This is a genomic window from Aquabacterium sp. A08 (assembly GCF_011742065.1).
Genome location: NZ_JAAQQT010000553.1, coordinates 1 through 22730, shown reverse-complemented (window position 1 = coordinate 22730; position 22730 = coordinate 1). Strand labels below are relative to the sequence as shown.

Annotated in this window: 21 protein-coding genes; 11 read left to right on the top strand and 10 right to left on the bottom strand. The window is 69.0% G+C overall.

Translation table 11 applies throughout. From position 1 onward, the window contains the following. Positions 1 to 8: 8 nt before the first annotated feature. On the bottom strand, positions 9 to 734 hold the full coding sequence (locus HA630_RS05505; RefSeq protein ID WP_166833075.1) for a YebC/PmpR family DNA-binding transcriptional regulator: 726 nt from the start codon (positions 732 to 734) through the stop codon (positions 9 to 11). Between the two features lie 80 nt (positions 735 to 814). Here HA630_RS05505 and HA630_RS05500 point away from each other — a divergent pair, with 80 nt between their 5' ends. Beyond that, complete coding sequence (locus HA630_RS05500) at positions 815 to 2359, top strand: helicase HerA-like domain-containing protein (protein WP_166833074.1); 1545 nt, start codon at positions 815 to 817, stop codon at positions 2357 to 2359. A 45-nt stretch (positions 2360 to 2404) separates the two neighbouring features. Here the strand turns inward: HA630_RS05500 and sbcB are convergent, their stop codons facing one another. The 4 genes from sbcB to HA630_RS05480 form a co-directional block, all read right to left on the bottom strand. Beyond that, positions 2405 to 3862 carry an exodeoxyribonuclease I gene (gene sbcB, locus HA630_RS05495; RefSeq protein ID WP_166833072.1) on the bottom strand — a complete coding sequence of 486 codons (1458 nt, stop codon included), beginning with the start codon at positions 3860 to 3862 and terminating at the stop codon, positions 2405 to 2407. A gap of 128 nt (positions 3863 to 3990) precedes the next feature. Then, positions 3991 to 6336 (bottom strand): ATP-dependent Clp protease ATP-binding subunit ClpA, encoded by a 2346-nt coding sequence (clpA, locus tag HA630_RS05490; RefSeq protein ID WP_166833070.1) that lies wholly within the window; start codon positions 6334 to 6336, stop codon positions 3991 to 3993. Between the two features lie 78 nt (positions 6337 to 6414). Continuing rightward, positions 6415 to 6765, bottom strand: coding sequence for an ATP-dependent Clp protease adapter ClpS (gene clpS, locus HA630_RS05485; RefSeq protein ID WP_208299976.1), 351 nt, complete (start codon positions 6763 to 6765; stop codon positions 6415 to 6417). Positions 6766 to 6874: 109 nt separating this feature from the next. Then, on the bottom strand, positions 6875 to 9112 hold the full coding sequence (locus tag HA630_RS05480; RefSeq protein ID WP_166833068.1) for an NADP-dependent isocitrate dehydrogenase: 2238 nt from the start codon (positions 9110 to 9112) through the stop codon (positions 6875 to 6877). A 235-nt stretch (positions 9113 to 9347) separates the two neighbouring features. On the opposite strand from HA630_RS05480, the gene HA630_RS05475 reads away from it, so the two are divergent. Continuing rightward, complete coding sequence (locus HA630_RS05475; protein WP_166833066.1) at positions 9348 to 9881, top strand: DUF192 domain-containing protein; 534 nt, start codon at positions 9348 to 9350, stop codon at positions 9879 to 9881. 78 nt (positions 9882 to 9959) lie between these two features. Here the strand turns inward: HA630_RS05475 and HA630_RS05470 are convergent, their stop codons facing one another. Both HA630_RS05470 and xseA read right to left on the bottom strand, forming a co-directional pair. Continuing rightward, positions 9960 to 10541 (bottom strand): superoxide dismutase, encoded by a 582-nt coding sequence (locus tag HA630_RS05470; protein ID WP_166833064.1) that lies wholly within the window; start codon positions 10539 to 10541, stop codon positions 9960 to 9962. A 51-nt stretch (positions 10542 to 10592) separates the two neighbouring features. Continuing rightward, positions 10593 to 11897, bottom strand: coding sequence for an exodeoxyribonuclease VII large subunit (gene xseA / locus HA630_RS05465; protein ID WP_166833101.1), 1305 nt, complete (start codon positions 11895 to 11897; stop codon positions 10593 to 10595). Positions 11898 to 12238: 341 nt separating this feature from the next. On the opposite strand from xseA, the gene HA630_RS05460 reads away from it, so the two are divergent. From HA630_RS05460 to HA630_RS05420, 9 genes are all read left to right on the top strand, one after another. Beyond that, the gene (locus HA630_RS05460) at positions 12239 to 12874 is read left to right on the top strand and encodes a MotA/TolQ/ExbB proton channel family protein (protein WP_166833062.1); all 636 of its coding nucleotides are present in this window, start codon (positions 12239 to 12241) and stop codon (positions 12872 to 12874) included. 19 nt (positions 12875 to 12893) lie between these two features. Continuing rightward, a complete protein-coding gene (locus tag HA630_RS05455; RefSeq protein WP_166833060.1) occupies positions 12894 to 13313 on the top strand; it encodes a biopolymer transporter ExbD in 420 nt (139 codons plus the stop codon). Then, positions 13303 to 14406, top strand: a complete 1104-nt coding sequence (gene lpxK / locus HA630_RS05450; RefSeq protein ID WP_166833058.1) for a tetraacyldisaccharide 4'-kinase — start codon at positions 13303 to 13305, stop codon at positions 14404 to 14406. The genes HA630_RS05455 and lpxK overlap by 11 nt, the downstream gene beginning before the upstream one ends. Further along, positions 14387 to 14578, top strand: coding sequence for a Trm112 family protein (locus tag HA630_RS05445; RefSeq protein ID WP_166833056.1), 192 nt, complete (start codon positions 14387 to 14389; stop codon positions 14576 to 14578). Before lpxK ends, HA630_RS05445 begins: the two co-directional genes overlap by 20 nt. Continuing rightward, complete coding sequence (gene kdsB / locus HA630_RS05440) at positions 14575 to 15342, top strand: 3-deoxy-manno-octulosonate cytidylyltransferase (protein ID WP_166833054.1); 768 nt, start codon at positions 14575 to 14577, stop codon at positions 15340 to 15342. Before HA630_RS05445 ends, kdsB begins: the two co-directional genes overlap by 4 nt. Positions 15343 to 15455: 113 nt before the next feature. After that, positions 15456 to 16112 carry an adenylate kinase gene (gene adk / locus HA630_RS05435; protein ID WP_166833053.1) on the top strand — a complete coding sequence of 219 codons (657 nt, stop codon included), beginning with the start codon at positions 15456 to 15458 and terminating at the stop codon, positions 16110 to 16112. A gap of 63 nt (positions 16113 to 16175) precedes the next feature. Continuing rightward, on the top strand, positions 16176 to 16766 hold the full coding sequence (locus HA630_RS05430) for a YigZ family protein (protein WP_166833052.1): 591 nt from the start codon (positions 16176 to 16178) through the stop codon (positions 16764 to 16766). A gap of 198 nt (positions 16767 to 16964) precedes the next feature. Next, the gene (locus tag HA630_RS05425; protein WP_166833051.1) at positions 16965 to 18308 is read left to right on the top strand and encodes an NAD(P)/FAD-dependent oxidoreductase; all 1344 of its coding nucleotides are present in this window, start codon (positions 16965 to 16967) and stop codon (positions 18306 to 18308) included. 117 nt (positions 18309 to 18425) lie between these two features. After that, positions 18426 to 18776, top strand: coding sequence for a multidrug efflux SMR transporter (locus HA630_RS05420; RefSeq protein WP_166833099.1), 351 nt, complete (start codon positions 18426 to 18428; stop codon positions 18774 to 18776). Between the two features lie 97 nt (positions 18777 to 18873). On the opposite strand, the gene HA630_RS05415 is transcribed toward HA630_RS05420, so the two are convergent. The 3 genes from HA630_RS05415 to HA630_RS05405 form a co-directional block, all read right to left on the bottom strand. Beyond that, complete coding sequence (locus HA630_RS05415; protein WP_166833050.1) at positions 18874 to 21249, bottom strand: DUF1989 domain-containing protein; 2376 nt, start codon at positions 21247 to 21249, stop codon at positions 18874 to 18876. Then, positions 21249 to 21587 (bottom strand): P-II family nitrogen regulator, encoded by a 339-nt coding sequence (locus tag HA630_RS05410; protein WP_166833049.1) that lies wholly within the window; start codon positions 21585 to 21587, stop codon positions 21249 to 21251. Before HA630_RS05410 ends, HA630_RS05415 begins: the two co-directional genes overlap by 1 nt. Before the next feature lie 36 nt (positions 21588 to 21623). Continuing rightward, a partial coding sequence (locus tag HA630_RS05405; protein ID WP_166833048.1) for an ammonium transporter occupies positions 21624 to 22730 on the bottom strand: 1107 nt, incomplete at its 5' end.

The following is a 22730-nucleotide window of genomic DNA, read 5'->3' as shown; positions in this document are numbered from 1 at the left end:
CTTGTCGCTCATTCGTTGATTTCCGCGTTGTGGAAGACGTTTTGCACGTCGTCCAGGTCTTCCAGCACGTCCAGCAGCTTCTGCATCTTGGCGGCGTCGTCGCCGGCCAGTTCGATGGTGTTGTCGGCGCGCATGGTCACCTCGGCCACCTCGGGTGTCAGACCAGCGGCCTCCAGCGCGTTCTTCACCGCTTCAAAGTCGGCCGGGGCGGTCAGCACCTCGATCGCGCCCTCGTCGTCGGTCACCACGTCTTCGGCGCCGGCTTCTAACGCCACTTCCATCACCCGGTCTTCGGAGGTGCCGGGCGCGAACACCAGCTGGCCACAGTGCTTGAACTGGAACGCCACCGAGCCTTCGGTGCCCAGGTTGCCGCCGTATTTGCTGAAGGCGTGGCGCACTTCGGCCACGGTGCGCACGCGGTTGTCGGTCATGGTGTCCACGATGATGGCCGCGCCGCCGATGCCGTAGCCCTCGTAGCGGATTTCCTCGTAGTTCACATCTTGCAAGGCGCCCGAGGCCTTGTCGATGTTGTACTTGACGCGGTCGGCCGGCATGTTGGCGGCCTTGGCCTTGTCCACCGCCAGGCGCAGGCGCGGGTTGGCGCTCAGGTCGGGGCCGCCCTGGCGCGCCGCCACCGTGATCTCGCGGATGATGCGCGTCCAGATCTTGCCGCGTTTTTCATCCTGCCGGCCCTTGCGGTGCTGGATGTTGGCCCATTTGCTATGACCTGCCATGAAAACCCTCGTGAATTTCGTGTACGCTGATTCTTGAATAACCGGGTATTGTACTTTTCACCCACCGCCGGAGCGCCGCCATGACCGAACCCCTGCTGATCGCCCGCCACGGCAACACCGAATGCCTGCTGCTGCCCGACCGCGCCAACCGCCACGGCCTCATCACCGGCGCCACCGGTACCGGCAAGACCGTGACCCTGCAGACCCTGGCCGAAGGCTTCTCGCGCATCGGCGTGCCGGTCTTCATGGCCGACGTCAAGGGCGACCTCACCGGCATCAGCCAGGCGGGTCAGATCGGCGGCAAGCTGGCCCAGGTGCTGGCCGACCGGGGCATCGCCTTGCCCGAGCCGGTGGCCTGCCCCACCACCCTGTGGGACGTGTTCGGCGAACAAGGCCACCCGGTGCGCGCCACCGTGAGCGACATGGGCCCCCTGTTGTTGGCCCGCATGCTGGACCTGAACGACACCCAGGCCGGTGTGCTGAACCTGGTGTTCAAGATCGCCGACGACCACGGCCTGCTGCTGCTCGACCTGAAAGACCTGCGCGCCATGCTGCAGCACGTGGGCGACCACGCGAAGCAGTTCACCACGGAATACGGCAACATCAGCGCGGCCAGTGTGGGGGCCATCCAGCGCGGCCTGCTGCAAATCGAGCAACAGGGCGGCGACCGCTTCTTTGGCGAGCCCATGCTCGACATCGCCGACTTCATGCAAACCGTGGGCGGCCGGGGGGTGGTCAACATCCTCGCCGCGGACAAGCTGCTGAACGCGCCGCGCCTGTACGCCACCTTCCTGCTGTGGATGCTGAGCGAACTGTTCGAGCAGTTGCCCGAAATCGGCGACCCCGACAAGCCCAAGCTGGTGTTCTTCTTCGACGAGGCGCACCTGCTGTTCAACGAGGCGCCCAAGGTGCTGGTCGAACGCATCGAACTGGTGGTGCGGCTGGTGCGCTCCAAGGGCGTGGGGGTGTATTTCGTCACCCAGAACCCGCTGGACATCCCCGACAGCGTGCTGGGCCAGTTGGGCAACCGGGTGCAGCACGCGCTGCGCGCCTTCACCCCGCGCGACCAGAAGGCGGTGAAAGCCACCGCGCAGACCATGCGCCCCAAGGCGGGCCTGGACATCGAAGCGGCCATCACCGAACTGGCCGTGGGCGAGGCGCTGGTGAGCCTGCTGGACGCCAAGGGCCGGCCGTGCGAGACCGAACGGGTCTATGTGCTGCCGCCGGGCAGCCAGATCGGCCCGATCACTCCGCCGCAGCGCCAGGCGCTGTTGCAGGACTCGCTGGTGGCCGGCGTGTACGAAAAAGTGCTGGACCGAGAAAGCGCCCACGAGGTGCTGCGGGGCCACGCAGCGGCCCGTGGCGGCGCGGATGACACGGCGGGCACAGCGGCCGGCACGGTGCGCGCGCCCCAGGTGCCCGGCGGTGCCCCGGCCACGGCGGCGGGTGGCGGCCTGGGTCAGGTGGTCAACGAGGCCCTGTTTGGCCGCACCGGCCCGCGCGGCGGCCAGTACGACGGCCTGGTGCAAACCATGGCCAAAACCGCGGCGCGCAGCGTGGCCAGCGGGCTGGGGCGGCAACTGGTGCGCGGGCTGCTGGGCGGCCTGCTCGGCGGCAAACGCTGACTCCTGCCCTGCGCCTTCAGGAACCGGCCGGGGCTGCGCTGGCGCTCACCAATTGCCGGTCAGGGCCTCGGCGTAGTCGTACAGCGCGCCCAGGATGGCTTCGGCGCGCTCGTCCCCGCGCTCGCTGGCCTGCTCGGCCAGAGCATCGATGCGCTCGGACAAGGCCTCCACGGTGAGCGCCCCCTCGGCCCCCTCCAGCAGGCGGCCCATGCAATGCGCCTGCCAGCGCCCGGCCTCGTGCGGTTGCAAGGTGTCGGGGTGGTTGCGGGCGCGGTAGCGGAACACCAGTTCGGGCAGGCGTTCGTCGTCGAAGCCGGTCTGCCACCAGGCCGGGTCGGCCGGGTTCAGGGTTTTGAGGTGGTTCAGACGGCGGCGGTCGGCCGCCTCAACGAAACCGCCATACAGGTCCTGGTCCACATCGGGCCGCTCGGCCGGGGCGGTCGGCGCGTACACCTGCTGCCACAGCCCGCTCAGGTCGGGCAAGGCGGCGGCGCGTTCGGCGTGGGCCTGGGCCTGCGCCAGGTCCACCCCCCAGCGCTCGGCCAGTTCCGGGCGCAGGGTGCGCAGGTTGCCCACCACCATCGGCGACTTGTTCATCTGCAGCGTCTTGACCGGCAGGCGCGCCACGCCTTCGGGCAGGTCGGCGCTGCGGGTGAACAGCCGCAGCCGGGCCTCGTCGGCGGTCAGGCTGGCCAGCGGGGTGGGGTCGAAAGCCAGGTCCCAGGCCAGCACCTCGTTGCGGTTGCGCGGGTGGCTGGCCAAGGGCCACATCAGGGCCAGGCAGCCGCGCTCGGCCGGGAACATGCCGGAGACGTGCAGAAACGGCCGGACCTGGCCCGGCGCGGCGGGCAGGCCCAGTTCGGCCATCACGCGGTCTTTCTTGTGCAGGCCAAAGGCAAAGTCGAACAGCTTGGGCTGGTGCTGGCGGATCAAGCGGGCCACGGCGATGGTGGCGCGCACGTCGGACAGGGCGTCGTGCGCCGCCTCGTGGGCGATGCCGTTGGCCCGGGTCAGGTCCTCCAGCTTGAAGCTGGGGCGGCCGTCGGGCTTGCGCGGCCAGGCGATGCCTTCCGGCCGCAGGGCGTAGGTCAGGCGCACCACGTCCAGCAGGTCCCAGCGGCCACAACCGTTCTGCCATTCCCGGGCGTAGGGGTCGATCAGGTTGCGCCAGAACAGGAAGCGGGTGAACTCGTCGTCGAAACGCAGGGTGTTGTAGCCCACGCCCACGGTGCCGGGCTGGGCGAATTCGGCCTCCAGCCGGGCGGCAAAGGCGTGTTCGGGCAGGCCCTGTTCCAGGCACAACTGGGGCGTGATGCCGGTGATCAGGCAGCTCTCGGGGTCGGGCAGGTAGTCCGGCGCCGGGCGGCAGTAGAGCATCAGCGGCTCGCCAACCTCGTTGAGCTCCGCGTCGGTGCGGATGGCGGCGAACTGGGCCGGCCGGTCGCGGCGCGGGCTGATGCCGAAGGTTTCGTAGTCGTGCCAGAGAAAGGTGTGGGTGTTCATGCCAGCTCGCGGTGGGTTCGCTCGATTATTGACGGGCCCGCGGGCGCTGCCCATCCCCGGTTTGGGGGAGGCGCGCCCAGAAAAAAGCCGGTGAGGTCGTCACCGGCTGAGGAGGGAGGGGGCGCGCGTCAGTCGGCCGTGGCCTCTTCGGGCTCGTGCGGCTCGGCCTTGGTCGACCGCTCTTTCTTGGGCAGCGGCTGGATGTCCAGCTTCACCTCGGGCTTGTCTTCGACGCTGGCGTCGATGTCCACCGTCAGGCGGCCACCCTCGGTCAGGCGACCGAACAGCAGCTCGTCGGCCAGCGCGCGGCGGATGGTGTCCTGGATCAGGCGCTGCATCGGGCGCGCGCCCATCAGCGGGTCGAAACCCTTCTTGGCCAGGTGCTTGCGCAGGTCGTCGGTGAAGGCGACCTCCACCTTCTTCTCGGCCAGTTGCTGCTCCAGTTGCAACAGGAACTTGTCCACCACGCGCAGGATGATCTGCTCGTCCAGCGGCTTGAAGCTGACGATGGCGTCCAGGCGGTTGCGGAACTCGGGCGTGAACAGGCGCTTGATGTCGGCCATCTCGTCGCCGGCCTGGCGCGGGTTGGTGAAACCGATGGTGGACTTGTTCATCGTCTCGGCGCCCGCGTTGGTCGTCATGACGATGATGACGTTGCGGAAGTCGGCCTTGCGCCCGTTGTTGTCGGTCAGGGTGCCGTGGTCCATCACCTGCAGCAGCACGTTGTAGATGGCCGGGTGGGCCTTCTCGATCTCGTCGAGCAACAGCACGCAGTGCGGCTTCTTGGTGATGGCCTCGGTCAGCAGGCCGCCCTGGTCAAAGCCCACGTAGCCGGGCGGCGCGCCGATCAGGCGGCTCACCGCGTGCTGCTCCATGTACTCCGACATGTCGAAGCGGATCAGCTCGATGCCCAGGATATAGGCCAGCTGCTTGGCGGCCTCGGTCTTGCCGACGCCGGTGGGGCCGCTGAACAGGAAGGCACCGATGGGCTTGTCGGGCTTGCCCAGGCCGGAACGGGCCATCTTCACGCTGGCGGCCAGCACGTCGAGGGCCTTGTCCTGGCCGAACACCACCGCCTTGAGGTCGCGCTCCAGGTTCTGCAGCTTGCCGCGGTCGTCGCTGGAGACGCTGGTGGGCGGTATCCGCGCGATCTTGGCCACGATGTCCTCGATCTCGGCCTTGCTGATGGTTTTCTTGCGCTTGCTCGGCGCCAGGATGCGCTGGGCGGCGCCGGCCTCGTCGATCACGTCGATGGCCTTGTCGGGCAGGTGCCGGTCGTTGATGTACTTGGCCGACAGCTCGGCGGCGGCCTGCAGCGCGGCCACGGCGTACTTGACGTTGTGGTGCTCCTCGAAGCGACTCTTCAGGCCTTTGAGGATGTCCACCGTCTGCTCCACCGTCGGCTCGACCACGTCCACCTTCTGGAAGCGGCGGCTGAGGGCCGCGTCTTTCTCGAAGATGCCGCGGTATTCGGTGAAGGTGGTGGCGCCGATGCACTTGAGCGCGCCGCTGGACAGCGCCGGCTTGAGCAGGTTGGACGCGTCCAGCGTGCCACCCGACGCCGCGCCGGCCCCGATCAGGGTGTGGATCTCGTCGATGAACAGGATGGCGTTGGGCTTGTCCTTGAGCGTCTTGAGCACGCCTTTGAGGCGCTGCTCGAAATCGCCGCGGTACTTGGTGCCGGCCAGCAGCGCCCCCATGTCCAGCGAGTACACGTTGGCCTCGGCCAGGATTTCGGGCACGTCTTTTTGCACGATGCGCCAGGCCAGGCCCTCGGCGATGGCGGTTTTGCCCACACCGGCTTCGCCCACCAGCAGCGGGTTGTTCTTGCGGCGGCGGCACAGGATCTGGATGACGCGCTCGACCTCGTACTCGCGGCCAATGAGCGGGTCGATCTTGCCGTCCTTGGCGGCCTGGTTCAGGTTCTGGGTGAACTGTTCCAGCGGCGACGCCTTCTCGTTGCCTTTGGCCTCGCCGGCCTCTTCGTTCTCGGCCGCGCTGCCGCCTTCGGCGGGCTTGGTCGGCTCGGGCGGGTCGCTCTTGCGGATGCCGTGGGCGATGAAGTTGACCACATCCAGCCGGGTCACGCCCTGCTGGTGCAGGTAGTAGACGGCGTGGGAGTCCTTCTCGCCAAAGATGGCCACCAGCACGTTGGCGCCGGTGACTTCCTTCTTGCCATTGCCCGTGCTCTGCACGTGCATGATGGCGCGCTGGATCACCCGCTGGAAGCCCAGCGTGGGCTGGGTGTCCACCTCCTCGGTGCCGGCCACCTGCGGGGTGTTGTCCTTGATGAAGGTGGTGAGCGATTTGCGCAGGTCGTCGATGTTGGCGGAACAGGCGCGCAACACCTCGGCGGCACTCGGGTTGTCCAGCAGCGCGAGCAACAGGTGCTCGACGGTGATGAATTCGTGCCGCTGCTGCCGGGCCTCGACAAAGGCCATGTGCAAACTGACTTCAAGTTCTTGGGCAATCATGGGGCACTTCCTTAAAACGAGTCTCTAATTTACCGCGATTTGCGACCCCGGTTGCTGGCAAATGGGGCAATTCCCGGTTTATTCAACGGGTTCGCTCAGGCATTGCAGCGGGTGCCCGTTTTGGTGGGCGGCCTGCAGCACCTGGTCCACCTTGGTGGTGGCCACGTCGCGGGTGAACACGCCGCAGACGCCTCGCCCTTCCAGGTGGATCTTGAGCATGATCTGGGTGGCGGTTTCGCGGTCTTTGTTGAAAAACTCCTGCAGCACCAGCACCACGAATTCCATGGGGGTGAAATCGTCGTTGAGCAGCACGACCTGGTACATCTTGGGCGGCTCGACCTTGAGGGTTTTGCGCTCCAGCACCACCGAATCGCCGCTGCCGGGCGGGTTCGGGGGCATTTCGGGGGGGGTGGGAGGGGTGGTGGCCATGTTGAATTTGATTCTAGCGACAGGCGCGGACCGCTGCCGGACGCCCCCCAGCAAAAAGGCCACTGGCGCCTGCACAGCACCAGTGGCCCGTTGCACCGGGGGCGCGAAATCAGCCGCGCAGCGACGCCAGGGCGGCGTTGAAGCTGGGGCTGGGACGCATCACGGCGTCCAGCTTTTCGGCGCTGGGCAGGTAGTAGCCGCCGATGTCCACCGGCTGGCCCTGCACCGCGTTGAGCTCCTGCACGATCTGGGCTTCCTGCTCGGTCAGGGCCTGGGCCAAGGGCGCGAACTGGGCCGCCAAGGCGGCGTCCTCGGTCTGCGCGGCCAGTTCCTGCGCCCAGTACAGCGACAGGTAGAACTGGCTGCCCCGGTTGTCGAGCTGGCCGGTGCGCGGCGACGGGTTCTTGTTGTTGTCCAGCAGCTTGCCGGTGGCGGCGTCCAGCGTCTTGGCCAGCAGCTTGGCGCGCGGGTTGTTGTTCTTCAGCCCCAGGTCTTCCAGGCTCACGGCCAGGGCCAGGAATTCACCCAGCGAGTCCCAGCGCAGGTGGTTTTCTTCCACCAGCTGCTGCACGTGCTTCGGCGCAGAGCCGCCGGCACCGGTCTCGTACATGCCGCCGCCGGCCATCAGCGGCACGATGGACAGCATCTTGGCCGAGGTGCCCAGTTCCATGATGGGGAACAGGTCGGTCAGGTAGTCGCGCAGGATGTTGCCGGTGGCGCTGATGGTGTCCAGGCCGCGGATCACGCGCTCCAGGGTGTAGCGCATCGCACGCACCTGGCTCATGATCTGGATGTCCAGGCCAGTGGTGTTGTGCTCGTGCAGGTACATCTTGACCTTGGTGATCAGCTGCGCCTCGTGCGGGCGGTACTGGTCCAGCCAGAACACCACCGGCATGCCGGAGTTGCGCGCGCGGTTGACGGCCAGCTTGACCCAGTCGCGGATGGCAGCGTCCTTGACCTGGCACATGCGCCAGATGTCGCCCTGTTCCACGTTCTGGCTCATCAGCACCTCGCCGGTGTTGATGTCGGTGATGTTGGCCACGCCGTCTTCGGGGATCTCGAAGGTCTTGTCGTGGCTGCCGTATTCCTCGGCCTGCTGGGCCATCAGGCCGACGTTGGGCACCGTGCCCATGGTTTTGGGGTCGAACGCGCCATGCCACTTGCAGAAGTTGATCATCTCCTGGTAGATGCGGGCAAAGGTCGACTCCGGCATCACGGCCTTGACGTCCTTCAAGCGGCCGTTGGCGTCCCACATCTTGCCGCCGTTGCGGATCATGGCGGGCATGGACGCATCCACGATCACGTCGTTGGGGGAGTGGAAGTTGGTGATGCCCTTGGCCGAATCGACCATCGCCAGCTCGGGGCGGTGCTCGTGACAGGCGTGCAGGTCGCGCTTGATCTCGTCCTGCAGGCTTTGCGGCAGGGTGGCGATCTTGTTGTACAGATCGACCATGCCGTTGTTGACGTTGATGCCCAGCTCGTCGAACAGCTTGCCGTGCTTCTCGAACGCGTCCTTGTAGAAGATCTTGACGCAGTGGCCGAACACGATCGGGTGCGAGACCTTCATCATCGTCGCCTTGACGTGCAGCGAGAACATCACGCCGGTCTTGCGCGCGTCTTCGATTTCTTTCTCGTAGAAGTCCAGCAGCGCCTTCTTGCTCATGAACATGCTGTCGATGACCTCGCGGTCCAGCAGCGACACTTTTTCCTTGAGCACCAGGGTCTTGCCGCTCCGGGTGATCAGCTCCATCTTCACGTCACGGGCCTTGTCCAGGGTCATGGACTTTTCACCGTGGTAGAAGTCGCCGGCGTGCATGTGCGACACGTGGCTGCGCGACGCCTGGCTCCACTCGGCCATGCTGTGCGGGTTCTTGCGGGCGTATTCCTTGACGGCCTTGGGCGCGCGGCGGTCGGAGTTGCCTTCGCGCAGCACCGGGTTCACGGCCGAGCCCAGGCACTTGTTGTAGCGCGCGCGGATGGCCTTTTCCTCGTCGGTCTTGGGCTGCTCCGGGAAGTCGGGCACGGCGTAGCCCTTGCCCTGCAGTTCCTGGATGGCGGCCTTGAGCTGCGCCACCGAAGCGGAAATGTTGGGCAGCTTGATGATGTTGGCTTCGGGGCGCAGGGTCAGCTTGCCCAGTTCGGCCAGGGTGTTGGGCACGCGCTGGTCTTCGGACAGGAATTCCGGGAATTCGCCCAGGATGCGGGCGGCCACCGAGATGTCGCTCTCGACCACGTCGATGCCGGCCGGCTGGGTGAAGGCACGCACGATCGGCAGGAAGGAAGCGGTCGCCAGGCGCGGGGCTTCGTCCGTCAGGGTGTAGATGATTTGCGATGTCTCGGCAGACATGGGATGTCCTTTGCTTGTGGGTTGGAGAAACTCAAACGAATCCGTCGGTGCACTGTGCCAGCCCACCACGCGGTGCGCAAGCGGGCCAAACACCAATATTTCACATCACGGAAATTGCTTTTGCATGGCGCTTTACCAGCCCGTATTATGGGTCATATATAAGACATCAGACCAAATCCCGAGCGGATCGGTGGCACACCGGCGCAGGCAACGGGCTGGGCCTAGAATTTCCCCCATGTCTGCCCTGCCCTGTTTGACCGCCGCCCGAGCCCCGCAGCCGCACACCACGCGTCCGCCCGCCCCCCCACGCCGGGCACTGCTGGCGAGCGCAATGGCCGTGGCGCTGTGCGCGGCGACCTTGAGCCTGCCCCGGGCCTGGGCGCAGCAGCCCCAGACCCAGTTGCCGCGGGTGCAGTTGCGGGCGGGCATGCACCTGATCCAGGCGCAGGTGGCCAGCACCCCGCCGCAGCGCAGCGTGGGTCTGATGTGGCGGCGCGACATGCCCACCAACGAAGGCATGCTGTTTGTGTTCGAGCAGCCGGCGCAGCAGTGCTTCTGGATGCAGAACACCCTGCTGCCCCTGACCGCGGCCTTCGTCGCCGACGACGGCACCATCGTCAACTTGGCCGACATGCAGCCCCTGAGCACCGCCTCCCACTGCTCGGCCCAGCCGGTGCGCTACGTGCTGGAAATGCACCAGGGCTGGTTTGCCAAGCGGGGCATACAGGCCGGGCACCGGCTGGCCGGCGGGCCGTTCGGGGCGCGCTGACCCACCCCGGCGCGCGCCCAACAAAAAGCCCGGCACGTGGCCGGGCTGCTGTCTTGGTCGGGCGGGCCCGAAGCGGGATCAGGCGAAGTTGGCTTCGGCGAACGACCAGTTGACCAGCTTGTCCAGGAAGGTTTCCACGAACTTGGGGCGCAGGTTGCGGTAGTCGATGTAGTAGGCGTGTTCCCACACGTCCACGGTCAGCAGGGCGGTGTCGCCAGTGGTCAGGGGGGAGCCGGCGGCGCCCATGTTGACGATGTCCACCGAGCCGTCGGCCTTTTTCACCAGCCAGGTCCAGCCGGAACCGAAGTTGCCCACGGCGCTCTTGACGAAGGCTTCCTTGAACGCGGCGTAGGAACCCCACTTGGCGTTGATGGCCGCGGCCAGGGCGCCGGTGGGCTCGCCGCCGCCGTTGGGCTTCATGCAGTTCCAGAAGAAGGTGTGGTTCCAGATCTGGGCGGCGTTGTTGTAGATGCCACCGCTGGACTTCTTGACGATGGACTCGAGGTCCATGGCCTCGAACTCGGTGCCTTTTTGCAGGTTGTTCAGGTTGACCACGTAGGCGTTGTGGTGCTTGCCGTGGTGGAACTCCAGCGTTTCCTGGCTGTAGTGGGGGGCCAGGGCGTCGATGGCGTAGGGCAGCGGCGGCAGGGTGTGTTCCATGTCGGATTCCTTGGGTGGGTGGTGAAAAGACGAACGATTGTAGGAAACAAGTCAGCCGTTGGTGGGGCGCACGGTCAATTCCAGCACGCCGTCGGCCAGCTGGGCGTGCAGGGCCTGGCCGGCTTGCACCGCCTGTACGCTGGAGACGAGGCGGCCGGCGTCGTCGGCCAGCAGGGCGTAGCCGCGCTGCAGCACCAGGCGCGGGTCGAGCAAGGCGAGCTGGGCGCCCAGGTGGTCCAGGCGTTGGCGGCGTCGTTCGTGGTCGCGGCGCAGGGCCTGGGCCAGTGCCTGGGGGCCGCGCTGCAGGGCGCGGGCGTCGCGGTCCAGGCGCAGGGCCACGGCGCGCTGCAGGCGGTGGGCGCTGGCCTGCAGGCGGCTGCGCTCGCGGGCCAGCCCGCCCGACGGGCGGCCCAGGCTCTGGCCCAGGCGGTCCAGGCGCTGCGACTGCCCGTCCAGCCGGCGCCAGGCGGCCTGCTGCAGGCGCTCGGCCGCCAGTGCCAGCGCGCGCACCAGGGTGTCGCGGCCGGGGGCGCACAGCTCGGCGGCGCCGGTGGGGGTGGGCGCGCGCAGGTCGGCGGCGAAGTCGGCCAGGGTGAAGTCGGTTTCGTGGCCCACGCCGCAGACCACGGGCATGGGCGCCTCCACCAGCTTGCGCACCACCAGCGGGCTGTTGAAGGCCCACAGGTCCTCCAGCGAGCCGCCGCCGCGCACCAGCAACAGCACCTCGCCGGTCCCGCTGGCGCGGTAGCGGGCGTAGGCGGCGTCCAGGGCGCGGCACAGGGCGGCCGGCGCGGCGTCGCCCTGCACCGGCGACGGAAACACGGTCACCGGCAGGTGCGGCACCCGGCGTTGCAGCGTGGTGACCACGTCGCGCAGCGCGGCCGCGTCGAGCGAGGTGACCACCGCAATGCTGCGCGGCAGCGGCGGCAGCGGCCGCTTGCGGGCGGCGTCGAAACAGCCCTCGGCCTCCAGCTCGGCCTTGAGCCGCAGGAACTGTTCGTACAGGTTGCCCTGCCCGGCCAAGCGCACGCCCTCGACGATCAACTGCAAATCGCCGCGCGGGCCGTACACGTCGAGCCGGCCCTGGGCCTCGACGGTCTGGCCGTCGCGCAGGTCCAGGCCACTGGCCTGCGCCGCGCGGCGGAACATGGCGCAGCGGATCTGGCCCTGTTCGTCCTTCAGGGTGAAGTAACAGTGGCCGCTGGCGGCGCGGGCAAACCCGGAGACCTCGCCGCGGACCGTGACCGGGTTGAAGCGGGCCTGCAGCGCGTCGGCCAGGGCCCGCAGCAAAGCCCCCACGCCCCAGACGGTGGCGCCTCCCGTCCGGGCCGGCGGCGGCGCGGGCGCATCAAACAGCCCCACGGCGGCCCCCACCAGGGCACAATTGCCCACAAGCCAGGGCCGGTGCGGGCGCAGACGGCCGGACCGGCGACATGGGCCAGCGGCCCACGCAAGCCTTTGATAAACAACGATTTTTAACGGTCACGGCATTCCAGCGTTGGGTTGAGCGGGAGCAAGGGGCGGATTTTCATGGGGAAATCCGGCAGTTGCCCACAAAGTTATCCACAAAAAACACCCCGGCACACGGCGGGGTGGCTGGCCCGTCGCGCGGCGCTGGGCCAGCCCGGTAGGCCGGCCGCCGCTGCGCCATAATGCGGCCATTGACTGCGCCCCGGCGCACCGCGAGGAGTCCTGCTTTGTTTTCGATCATACAAGCCGCCGGCTGGCCGATTTGGCCGCTGATCGCCTGCTCGGTGCTGGGGCTGGCGCTCATCATCGACCGCTGGCTCAACCTCCAAACCGCCAAGATCGCCCCGCCGCAGCTGCTGGACGAGGCCATCATGGCCTCGCGCCACGGGGTGCCCAACGCCCAGGTGGTGGACCAACTGGCCGACAACTCGGTGCTGGGCCAGTTGCTGGCGGCGGGATTTCGCACGCTGCAGCGCAACCCCCAGGCCAGCGAGGACGAACTGCGCGCCGGCCTGGAATCGGCCGGTCGGCTGGCGGCGGCGCAGCTGCAAAAGTACCTGGGCGCCTTGTCCACCATCGCCTCGGCCGCGCCGCTGCTGGGCCTGTTGGGCACCGTCATCGGCATGATCGAGATTTTCGGCTCCCAGGCCAGCGCCGGCGGGCTGACCCCGGGCGGCGGCAACCCGGAGCAGCTGGCGCACGGCATTTCCATTGCCCTCTACAACACCGCCTTCGGGCTGATCGTGGCGATCCCGGCGCTGATTTGCTGGCGTTACTTCCGCGGCAAGGTCGATGGCTACCTGCTGCACCTGGAGGTGGCGGCCGAGCGCTTCGCCCACCACCTGCTGACCCTGCGTCGCTGACCCCCGCCAGGAGCCGGCCATGAACTTTCGCAACGGCGCACGCGAGGAACCCGAGATCAACCTGATCCCGTTCATCGACATCCTGCTGGTGGTGCTGATCTTCCTGATGCTGACCACCACCTACAGCAAATACACCGAACTGCGGGTCAACCTGCCGGTGGCCGACGCCGATCAGGCGCGCGAACACCCGCAGGAAATCCTGGTGGCGGTGGGACAGGACGGGCGCTACGCCGTCAACGGCCAGCTGCTGGACGCCGCCGGCGTGGACGGGCTGGTGGCCGCGCTGCGCGGCGCCGCAACCGCCGGGGCCGAACACGTCGTCGTCATCAGCGCAGACGCGAGCGCCACCCACCAGGCGGTGGTCAACGTGATGGACGCGGCGCGCCGCGCCGGGCTGAACCAGATCACCTTTGCCACCCAGCAAGCCCTTGGCCGCTGACCCCGCTTACGGCGGCCACGCCCTGTTGCGCGCCTGGCAGCGCCGGGGGCCCCTGGCCTGTGCGCTGTGGCCGGCGTCGCTGCTGTACCGGGCGCTGCTGGCCGCGCGCCGGCTGGCCTACCGCCTGGGCCAGCTGCGCAGCACGCGGCTGCCGGTGCCGGTGCTGGTGGTGGGCAACGTGGTGGTGGGCGGTGCCGGCAAAACGCCCACCGTGGTGGGCCTGGTGGCGCACCTGCGCGCCCAAGGCTGGACCCCCGGGGTGGTGTCGCGCGGCCACGGCCGCCAGGCCGACGGCTGCCTGGAAGTCCAGGCCGACACCGACAGCGCGCTGGCGGGCGACGAGCCGGCCCTGATCGCCCGCGCCACCGGCGCCCCGCTGGTGGTAGGCCGCGACCGGGTGGCCGCCGCCCGGCGGCTGCTGGCGCAACACCCCGACGTGGACCTGCTGGTGAGCGACGACGGCATGCAGCACTGGGCGTTGCAGCGCGACATGACGGTGGTGGTGTTCGACGGGCGCGGCACCGGCAACGGTTGGCTGCTGCCCGCCGGCCTGTTGCGCGAACCCTGGCCGGCCCGCGCCTGGGGCGGCGGCCCCCTGCTGGTGCTGCAGACCCAGGCCCAGGCCGACATTCGCCCGCTGGCACCGCACCCCTACCCCGCCTTCAGCGCCCCACGCACCCTGGCCCCCACCGCGCGGGATGCGTGGGGCCAGGCGCACCCGTGGGCGCCAGCCCACCACGCCGAGACGGCCCCTGCGCCGCCCCGGGCTTGGCGTGCGCTGGCCGGCATCGCCCAGCCCGAACAGTTCTTCGGCATGCTCCGGGCGGCCGGGCTGGTGCTGGAGCGCACCGTGGCCCTGCCCGACCACGCCAGCGCAGACACCCTGCTGGCCGCCCTGGACGGCACGCCTGCCAACACCGTCTGGCTGTGCACCGAAAAAGACGCGGTCAAGCTGTTCCCCCACCTGCGCCAGCGCCCCGGCCCGCGGGTGTGGGCCGTGCCCCTGCAGCAGACCCTGCCGGCCGACTTCCTGGCCGCCATCGACGCCGCACTGGCCGGGCTATCATCGCGGCATGGACACCAAACTCCTTGAATTGCTGGTCTGCCCGGTCACCAAAGGGCCGCTGGTTTACCAGCGCGAAACCCAGGAACTGATCTCCCGCAGCGCCCGCCTGGCCTACCCGGTGCGCGACGGCATCCCCATCCTGCTGGAAAACGAGGCGCGCGAGATCACCGAGGCCGAGGCCGCCCGACCCCAGCCATGAGCGCGCCCGCGTTTCACGTGCTGATCCCGGCGCGGCTGGCCTCGACCCGGCTGCCGAACAAGCCGCTGGCCGACATCGGCGGCCAGCCCATGGTGGTGCGGGTGGCCCAGCGCGCCGCGCTCAGCCCGGCGCTGGGCTGCACCGTGGCGGCGGACGACCCCCGCATCGTGGCGGCCTGCGAGGCCGCCGGCGTGCGCGCCCTGCTGACCCGGCCCGACCACCGCAGCGGCAGCGACCGCCTGGCCGAGGCCTGCGCCCTGCTGGGCCTGGAGGCGGACGACATCGTGGTCAACGTGCAGGGCGACGAGCCGCTGATGGACCCCACCCTGGTGACCGCCGTGGCCACGCTGCTGCACCAGCGGCCCGACTGCGTCATGGCCACCGCCGCCCACCCGCTGCAGGCGGCCGACGAATTCACCAACCCGAACGTGGTCAAGGTGGTGCTGGACCGGCGGCAGACCGCGCTCTACTTCAGCCGCGCGCCCATTCCCTGGTGGCGCGACGGCATGGCCGCCGGCCCCGCCCTGCCCGCCGCGCCGGCGCCGCTGCGACACATTGGGCTGTACGCCTACCGGGTCGGGTTTCTGCAACGCTTTCCCACGCTGGAGCCGGCGCCGCTGGAACAGTGCGAGTCGCTGGAGCAGCTGCGTGTGCTGTGGCACGGCGAACGCATCGCGGTGCACGTCACCGACCACGCGCCCGGCCCCGGGGTGGACACCCCGCAGGACCTGGAACGGGCGCGCGCGCTCTGGGCCGCGCTGTAAGCCAGGGGCGGGGATGCCCATGCTATCCTCGCGCGGGTGGCCCCGAGTACGGGGACGGCGCCGGAGACACGCCGGTTGCGACGATTTGAAACTTTAGAGCGAAAAGGAAAGTCATGAGACTGATTCTGTTGGGCGCACCCGGCGCCGGCAAAGGCACCCAGGCCACCTTCATCTGCCAGAAATACGGCATCCCCCAGATCTCCACCGGCGACATGCTGCGCGCCGCCGTCAAGGCCGGCACCCCGCTGGGTCTGGAAGCGAAGAAGGTCATGGACGCCGGCGGCCTGGTGAGCGACGACCTGATCATCAACCTCGTGAAAGACCGCATTGCCCAGCCCGACTGCGCCAACGGTTTCCTGTTCGACGGCTTTCCCCGCACCATTCCCCAGGCCGACGCCATGAAGGCCGCCGGCGTGAAGCTGGACTATGTGCTGGAAATCGACGTGCCGTTTGACGCCATCATTGAACGCATGAGTGGCCGCCGTTCCCACCCCGCCTCGGGCCGCACCTACCACGTCAAGTTCAACCCACCCAAGGTGGCCGGCGTGGACGACGTGACCGGCGAGCCGCTGGTGCAGCGCGACGACGACCAGGAAGAGACCGTGAAAAAGCGCCTGGACGTGTACAGCGCCCAGACCCGCCCGCTGGTGGACTACTACAGCCAGTGGGCCCAGGCCGAACCGGCCGCCGCGCCCAAGTACCGCGCCATCAGCGGCACCGGCAGCGTGGACGAGATCACCGCCCGCGCCTTCGCCGCCCTGGCCGGCTGAGGCCGGGCCCGGTCACCCGCGCCTGCGCGCCGGTGACCGCCCGGGGTGGGAACCGTTGCGGCCATGCCCTACACGCTCTCGGCCCCGGTCCAGCACGAACTGCTGGTCAAGAAAAGCCGGTTTCTGGCCACCGTCACCCCGGTGGCCGACCGCAGCGAAGCCCAGGCCCTGGTGCAGGCCCTGCGCCACGCCCACCCCACCGCCGCCCACGTCTGCTGGGCCCTGCTCGCCGGTGGCCAGTCGGCCGCCGTGGACGACGGTGAACCCAGCGGCACCGCCGGCCGCCCCATGCTGGAAGTGTTGCGGCGCCAGGAGCTGGAAGGCACCCTGGCCGTGGTGGTGCGCTATTTTGGCGGGGTCAAGCTGGGCGCGGGCGGCCTGGTGCGCGCCTACACCGACGCCGTGGCCCAGGCCCTGTTGGGGGCCGTCAAGGTGCCGCAAGTGGCCCAGCACGACGCCCACTGTGCCGTGCCCTACGCGCTCGAAGGCTGGCTGCGCCGCACCCTGGCCGCCCACCACGCCCAACTGCTGCACACCGACCACGCCGCGGCGGTGACGGTGCGCTTCCGCATCGCCGCTCCCCTCGCCCCGGCCTTGCGGGCCGCGCTGGACGAGGGGGGGCAAGGACAGCTGGTCTGGCTCGCGCCGGACTGATCCCGTGGGCGCTGCTGGTGCATGCACCGGCTTTGCGCCCGTTTATCCCCCCTGTTTTCCCCCGTTTGGCGCATCGGTGCCGGTCGGGGCGCGCGCACGGCGGGCATCCGCGGCCGGCACCGGCTGGCATGGCTTGTGCTTCACATGGTGAATCAAAGTTTCCCTTTGTTTAACAATTCACCCGCCAGGAGTACTTGCATGAAGAAGCGCGTTGCCATCATCGGCGCCGGTCCCTCGGGGCTGGCCCAGCTGAGGGCTTTCCAATCCGCCCAGGCCAAGGGCGCCGAGATCCCCGAACTGGTCTGCTTCGAAAAGCAGGCGGACTGGGGCGGCATGTGGAACTACACCTGGCGCACCGGCCTGGACGAGCACGGCGAGCCGGTGCACGGCAGCATGTACCGCTACCTGTGGTCCAACGGCCCCAAGGAATGCCTGGAGTTCGCCGACTACACCTTCGATGAACATTTTGGCCGCCCCATGGGGTCCTACCCGCCGCGCGAGGTGCTGTGGGACTACATCAAAGGCCGCGTGGAAAAGGCCGGGGTGCGCCCCTACATCCGCTTCAACACGGTGGTGCGCGGGGTGGTGTTCGACACCGCCAGCCAGACCTTCACCGTGACCGCGCACGACCACGCCGAGGACCGCACCTACAGCGAAACCTTTGACTGGGTGGTGGTGGCCAGCGGCCACTTTTCCACGCCCAACGTGCCCCACTTTCCGGGCTTCGAGACCTTTGGCGGGCGGGTGCTGCACGCGCACGACTTCCGCGACGCGCTGGAATTCAAGGACAAGGACGTGCTCATCGTCGGCGCCAGCTACTCGGCCGAGGACATCGGCTCGCAGTGCTGGAAGTACGGTGCGCGCTCCATCACCAGCTGCTACCGCAGCGCGCCCATGGGCTACAAATGGCCCGACAACTGGGAGGAAAAGCCGCAGCTGCTGCGGGTCGAGGGCAACACCGCCCACTTCGCCGACGGCAGCCACAAGCACATCGACGCGGTGATCCTGTGCACTGGCTACAAGCACCACTTCCCCTTCCTGCCCGAAGACCTGCGTCTGAAAACCAGCAACCGCCTGTGGCCGCTGGACCTGTACAAGGGCGTGTGCTGGGAACGCAACCCCCAGCTGATCTACCTGGGCATGCAGGACCAGTGGTACAGCTTCAACATGTTCGACGCCCAGGCCTGGTACGCGCGCGACGTGATCCTGGGCCGCATCGCCCTGCCGTCCTTCGACGAGATGCACGCCGAAGACCTGCGCTGGCGCGAAGAGGAACTGACGCTGGAAAACGCGCAGCAGATGTTCGAGTTCCAGGGCAAGTACATCCAGCAGCTGATCGACGCGACCGACTACCCGAGCTTCGACATCGCGGCGGTGAACCAGACCTTCCTGGAATGGAAACAGGACAAGTACGAGGACATCATGGGCTACCGCAACAAGTGCTACCGCTCGCTGATGACCGGCACGATGGCCACGCCGCACCACACCCCGTGGCAGCACGCGCTGGACGATTCGCTGCACGCCTACCTGAAGCAGCCTTGAGCGCCCCCGGCGTCCCGCCCGGGCCGCCCCCTGCCCGCCCCGGTGCAGCGCCCCACGGCGCCGCCCGGGCGCGGGCGTTTCGGCGCGCCGGCGGCGCGCCAGTTGCAAGGAAATGGCATGACCCCAACGGTGTCCGGTGGATGGTGGCTGCTGCTGGCGGCCGGTGTGTGCGAGGTGTGCTGGGCCGCCGCGATCGCGCGCACCCAGGGCTTCACGCGGCTGTGGCCGTCGGTGTACTGCGCGGTGTTCATTGCGCTCAGCCTGTACCTGTTGGCACTGGCCATGCGCAGCCTGCCGGTGGGCACCGCCTACGCGGTGTGGGTGGGTGTGGGCGCGGTGGGCACGGCGCTCTACGGCATGCTGTGGCTGGGTGAGGCCGCCAGCACCCCACGGTTGGTGTGCCTGGTGCTGATCGTGGCCGGCGTGGCGGGACTGAAGTGGTTCGGGGCCGAAGCGGTGGCCCGCTGACCGCCCGCGCTTGAATGGACCGCGCGCCGCGCCGGCGTACCCCGCCGCGCGGCCGGCCCCGCGCCGGCCGCCGACGGCGGGGGCCGGCGGGGAAGGCTCAGGCCCGCACGCGGCTCTTGTCCGGGTCGTAGAAGATCGGCGCCGACACCGTGGCCGGCAGCCGCTTCTGGTGGCCGTCGAGCTTGCCCACTTCCACCTGGCCGCCCAGGGCCGCGTGCGGCACCGCGATGCGGCACAGCGCGACGTTCTGCCCGGTCAGCGGCGAACGCGTGGCGCTGGTGACCACGCCCACCTGGGCATGGCCGACGAAGACACCGTCGCCGTGCGCGGCCATCTCGTTGCCGTGCAGCTGCAGGCCCACCAGCTTGCGCTGCGGGTGGGCGCTGCGCTCGATCAGCGCGTCGCGGCCGATGAAGTCGTCGGCCTTGGTCTTGAGCGGCACGCAGAAGCCGATGCCGGCCTCGAACGGATCGGTCTGGTCGCAAAACTCGTGGCCCGCGAACACCAGGCCGGCCTCGATGCGCAGCGTGTCCAGCGCGTCCAGGCCCAGTGGGGAAAGTCCCAGCGGTTCGCCCAGTTCCCACAGCCGTGCCCAGACGCGCGGCGCGTCGCTGGGGTGGCACCAGACCTCGTAGCCCAGCTCGCCGGTGTAGCCGGTGCGCGAGACCATGAGCGGGCAGCCGTTGTGGTCGTCCAGCCGGCCGACGAGGAAGCGGAACCAGCCCAGGTTGTCCAACGCCGGTTGGGTGCCGGGCGTCCAGACCATCTGGCGCAGCAGCTCGCGCGAGCGCGGGCCCTGCACCGCCACGTTGTGGAGGTGGTCGCTGGCCGACTTGATCCAGACCTTCATGCCCAGGCGCTGGGCCTGCTCGCGCAGCCAGACGCCGCCGTAGTCCTCGCCGCAGATCCAGCGGAAGTTGTCGGGGCCCAGGCGCAGCAGCGTGCCGTCGTCCAGCATGCCGCCGTGCGGGTAGCACATGGCCGAATACACCACCTGGCCGACCGCGAGTTTCTTGACGTCGCGCGTCAGGCACAGCTGCATCAGCGCTTCGGCGTCGGGGCCGAGGATGTCGAACTTGCGCAGCGCGGACAGGTCCATCACCGCCACGCGTTCGCGGCAGGCGTGGTATTCGGCCACGGCGCCAAAGCCGTCGTAACGGGTGGGGGTCCACCAGCCGCGGTAGTCGGTGAACTGGCGGGTCAGGGCCGAGGTGCCGGCGTGGAAGCCGCTCTCGCGGGTCAGCACGGGTTCGGCGTCGGGGGTGGGGCGGTGGGCAAGGGCCATGCTGAAGCGTTCCTGGGCGGCGTAGATGCGGACGTGGATGTCGGTCGGCATCCAGCCGTTGGCGGGGTCGATGTCGTCCGGGCAGGAGGTGTTGGCGCAGACCAGGTCGCCCAGCGCGCGCAGCAGCACGTGGTCGCCCGGGCGCGACCAGGGTTCGTCCATGGTCAGCTGGTTGTGGGCGTCCACGCCGGTGTTGTAGAAGAAGTTGATGGCGGGCCAGCCCGGCCGCCCGCGCACACCCAAGGGGGCGAGTTCGCGCGAGAGGTTGTCGCTGCAGTTGGCGTGGCCGAAGTAGCCGTGGCTGTCGTAGTAGCGCGCGGCGCAGGCCAGGCCGAAGGTGTCGTGGCGGCCCACAGTGTCCTGCACCAGTTCCAGCATGGGCTGCATCTCGCGGTCGTAAAAGCGCGAATACAGGCCGGGGCCGGGGTAGGCGCGGCCGCTCAGGGTGCGGGTGACGGTGGGGTCGAGTTCCTGTTCGATGCCGCGGTCCAGCGCGCAGCGGTCGAAGGCGACGAAGTCGGAGCACTGGCGGCCGGCCACGTCGATGACCTGCAGGTACTGGCCGGGCTGCAGGGTGTACACGCGGGCGGTGCCCGGGGCGATGGTGAATTCGTCCACCACCGCGGCCAGCGGCTCGGGCAGGGGCACCTGGGCGGCCTCCTGGACTTGGGCCCGGTGCACGTGCAGGGCCAGGGGGGTGGGGGCGTCCTGCGTGTGCACACCGCTGGCGGTGCCGGGGGCCGCCACCAACACCAGCACCGCCGCGCTGGCGGTGCAGCGCCGACGCTGGCCGGCCAGGCCGCCGCCGGGCCACAGCTGACAGGCGGTGGGCAGCCGGTCCAGGGCGATGCCGCGGCGGCGCAACCCGGCCTGCAAGCGCTGCAGGGCCGGGTGGGTGCGCTGCAGCAGCCCGGCCAGGCCATCGGCCCCGGGCGTGGACCGCAGGCCCAGCGCCGCCAGTGCGTCGCGGCCGTCGGCGTCCCAGGCCAGCAGCTCGCAGGCCTGCAGGCCTTCGGGGTCGATCACCTCCAGCGCGTCGCCCGGGCCCAGGTGCACCGCCGTCAGGCCGCCGCCGGCCACGCGGTGGCGCTCCAGCACCGGGGTGCGCCCGGCCAGGCCGGGTTCGCGCAGGTGGGTGACCACCGGGGGCCGAACGGCGCCCGGCGCAGCGGCGGCGGGCACGGCCATCACAGGGCCTCGGCGCCCTGTTCGCCGGTGCGGATGCGCACCACCTGCTCCACGTCGGTGACGAAGATCTTGCCGTCGCCGATCTTGCCGGTGCGGGCGGCTCGCTCGATGGCTTCGATGACCGCGTCCACCCGCTCGTTGGACACGGCGGCTTCGAGCTTGACCTTGGGCAGGAAGTCCACGACGTATTCGGCGCCGCGGTACAGCTCGGTGTGGCCTTTCTGGCGGCCGAAGCCTTTGACTTCGGTGACGGTGACGCCCTGCACGCCGATGTCGGAAAGCGCTTGGCGCACCTCGTCGAGCTTGAAGGGTTTGATGATGGCGGTGACCAATTTCATGGGGAAACCTCGGGGCAATGGGGGGTCGGGTAGGGTTCAGAGCTTGTAGCCTGGCTCGCCGTGCGAGGTCAGGTCCAGCCCTTCGATTTCGTCGTCGGCGTCCACCCGCAGGCCACCGCACAGCACCGCGGCAACCTTGAAGGCGATGTAGCTGCTGACGGCCGCGTACACGATGCTGAAGCCCAGGGCCAGCAGCTGCGCCGGCATTTGCGAGGCGAGGTCGCGGCCTTCGGCAAAGCCCAGGCCACCCAGCACCGGCAGGGCGAACACCGGGGTCAGCAGGCCGCCGACGATGCCGCCGACACCGTGCACGCCAAACACGTCAAAGGAATCGTCCAGGCCGATCATGGGCTTGAGCTTTTCCACCGCCCAGATGCAGATGGGCGAGGACACCGCGCCCACCACCAGCGCGCCCATGGGGCCGACAAAGCCGCAGGCGGGGGTGATGGCCACCAGGCCGGCGATGGCGCCAGAGACCGCACCCAGCATGCTGGGCTTGCCGCGGTGCTGCCACTCCACCAGCACCCAGGCCACCGTGCCGGCGGCCGCGCCCAGCATGGTGTTGACGACGACCCACATGGCAAAGCCGTTGGCCGCCAGTGCGCAACCGCCGCAGAAGGCCAGCCAGCCCACCCACAGCATAGAGCCGCCGGTCATGGTCATGGTCATGTTGTGCGGGGCCATGGCCGAGGTGCCCACGCCCTTGCGCGCGCCCACCATCCAGGCGCCCACCAGCGCGGCGATGCCGACGTTGATGTGCACCACGTTGCCGCCGGCAAAGTCCTGCGGGCCGAGTTCAAACACCCAGCCACCGCCCCACCCCATGTGGGCCATGGGCACGTAGTTGATGGTGAACCAGACCACCATGAACACCAGCACCGCGGCGAACTTGATGCGTTCGGCGAACGCGCCCACGATGATGGCCGGGGTGATGGCCGCGAACAGCAGCATGAACAGGAAAAACAGGATTTCCGGGATGCTGCCCTGCAGCGAATCGGCGGTGACGCCGGCCAGGAACACCTTGTCGAAGCCACCGATGAAGGCGTTGGCCGAGCCGCCATCGGTGAAGGCGAGCGAGTAGCCGAACAGCGCCCAGAGCACCGCCATCAGGGCGGTGACGGTGAAGACCTGCATCAGGATGGA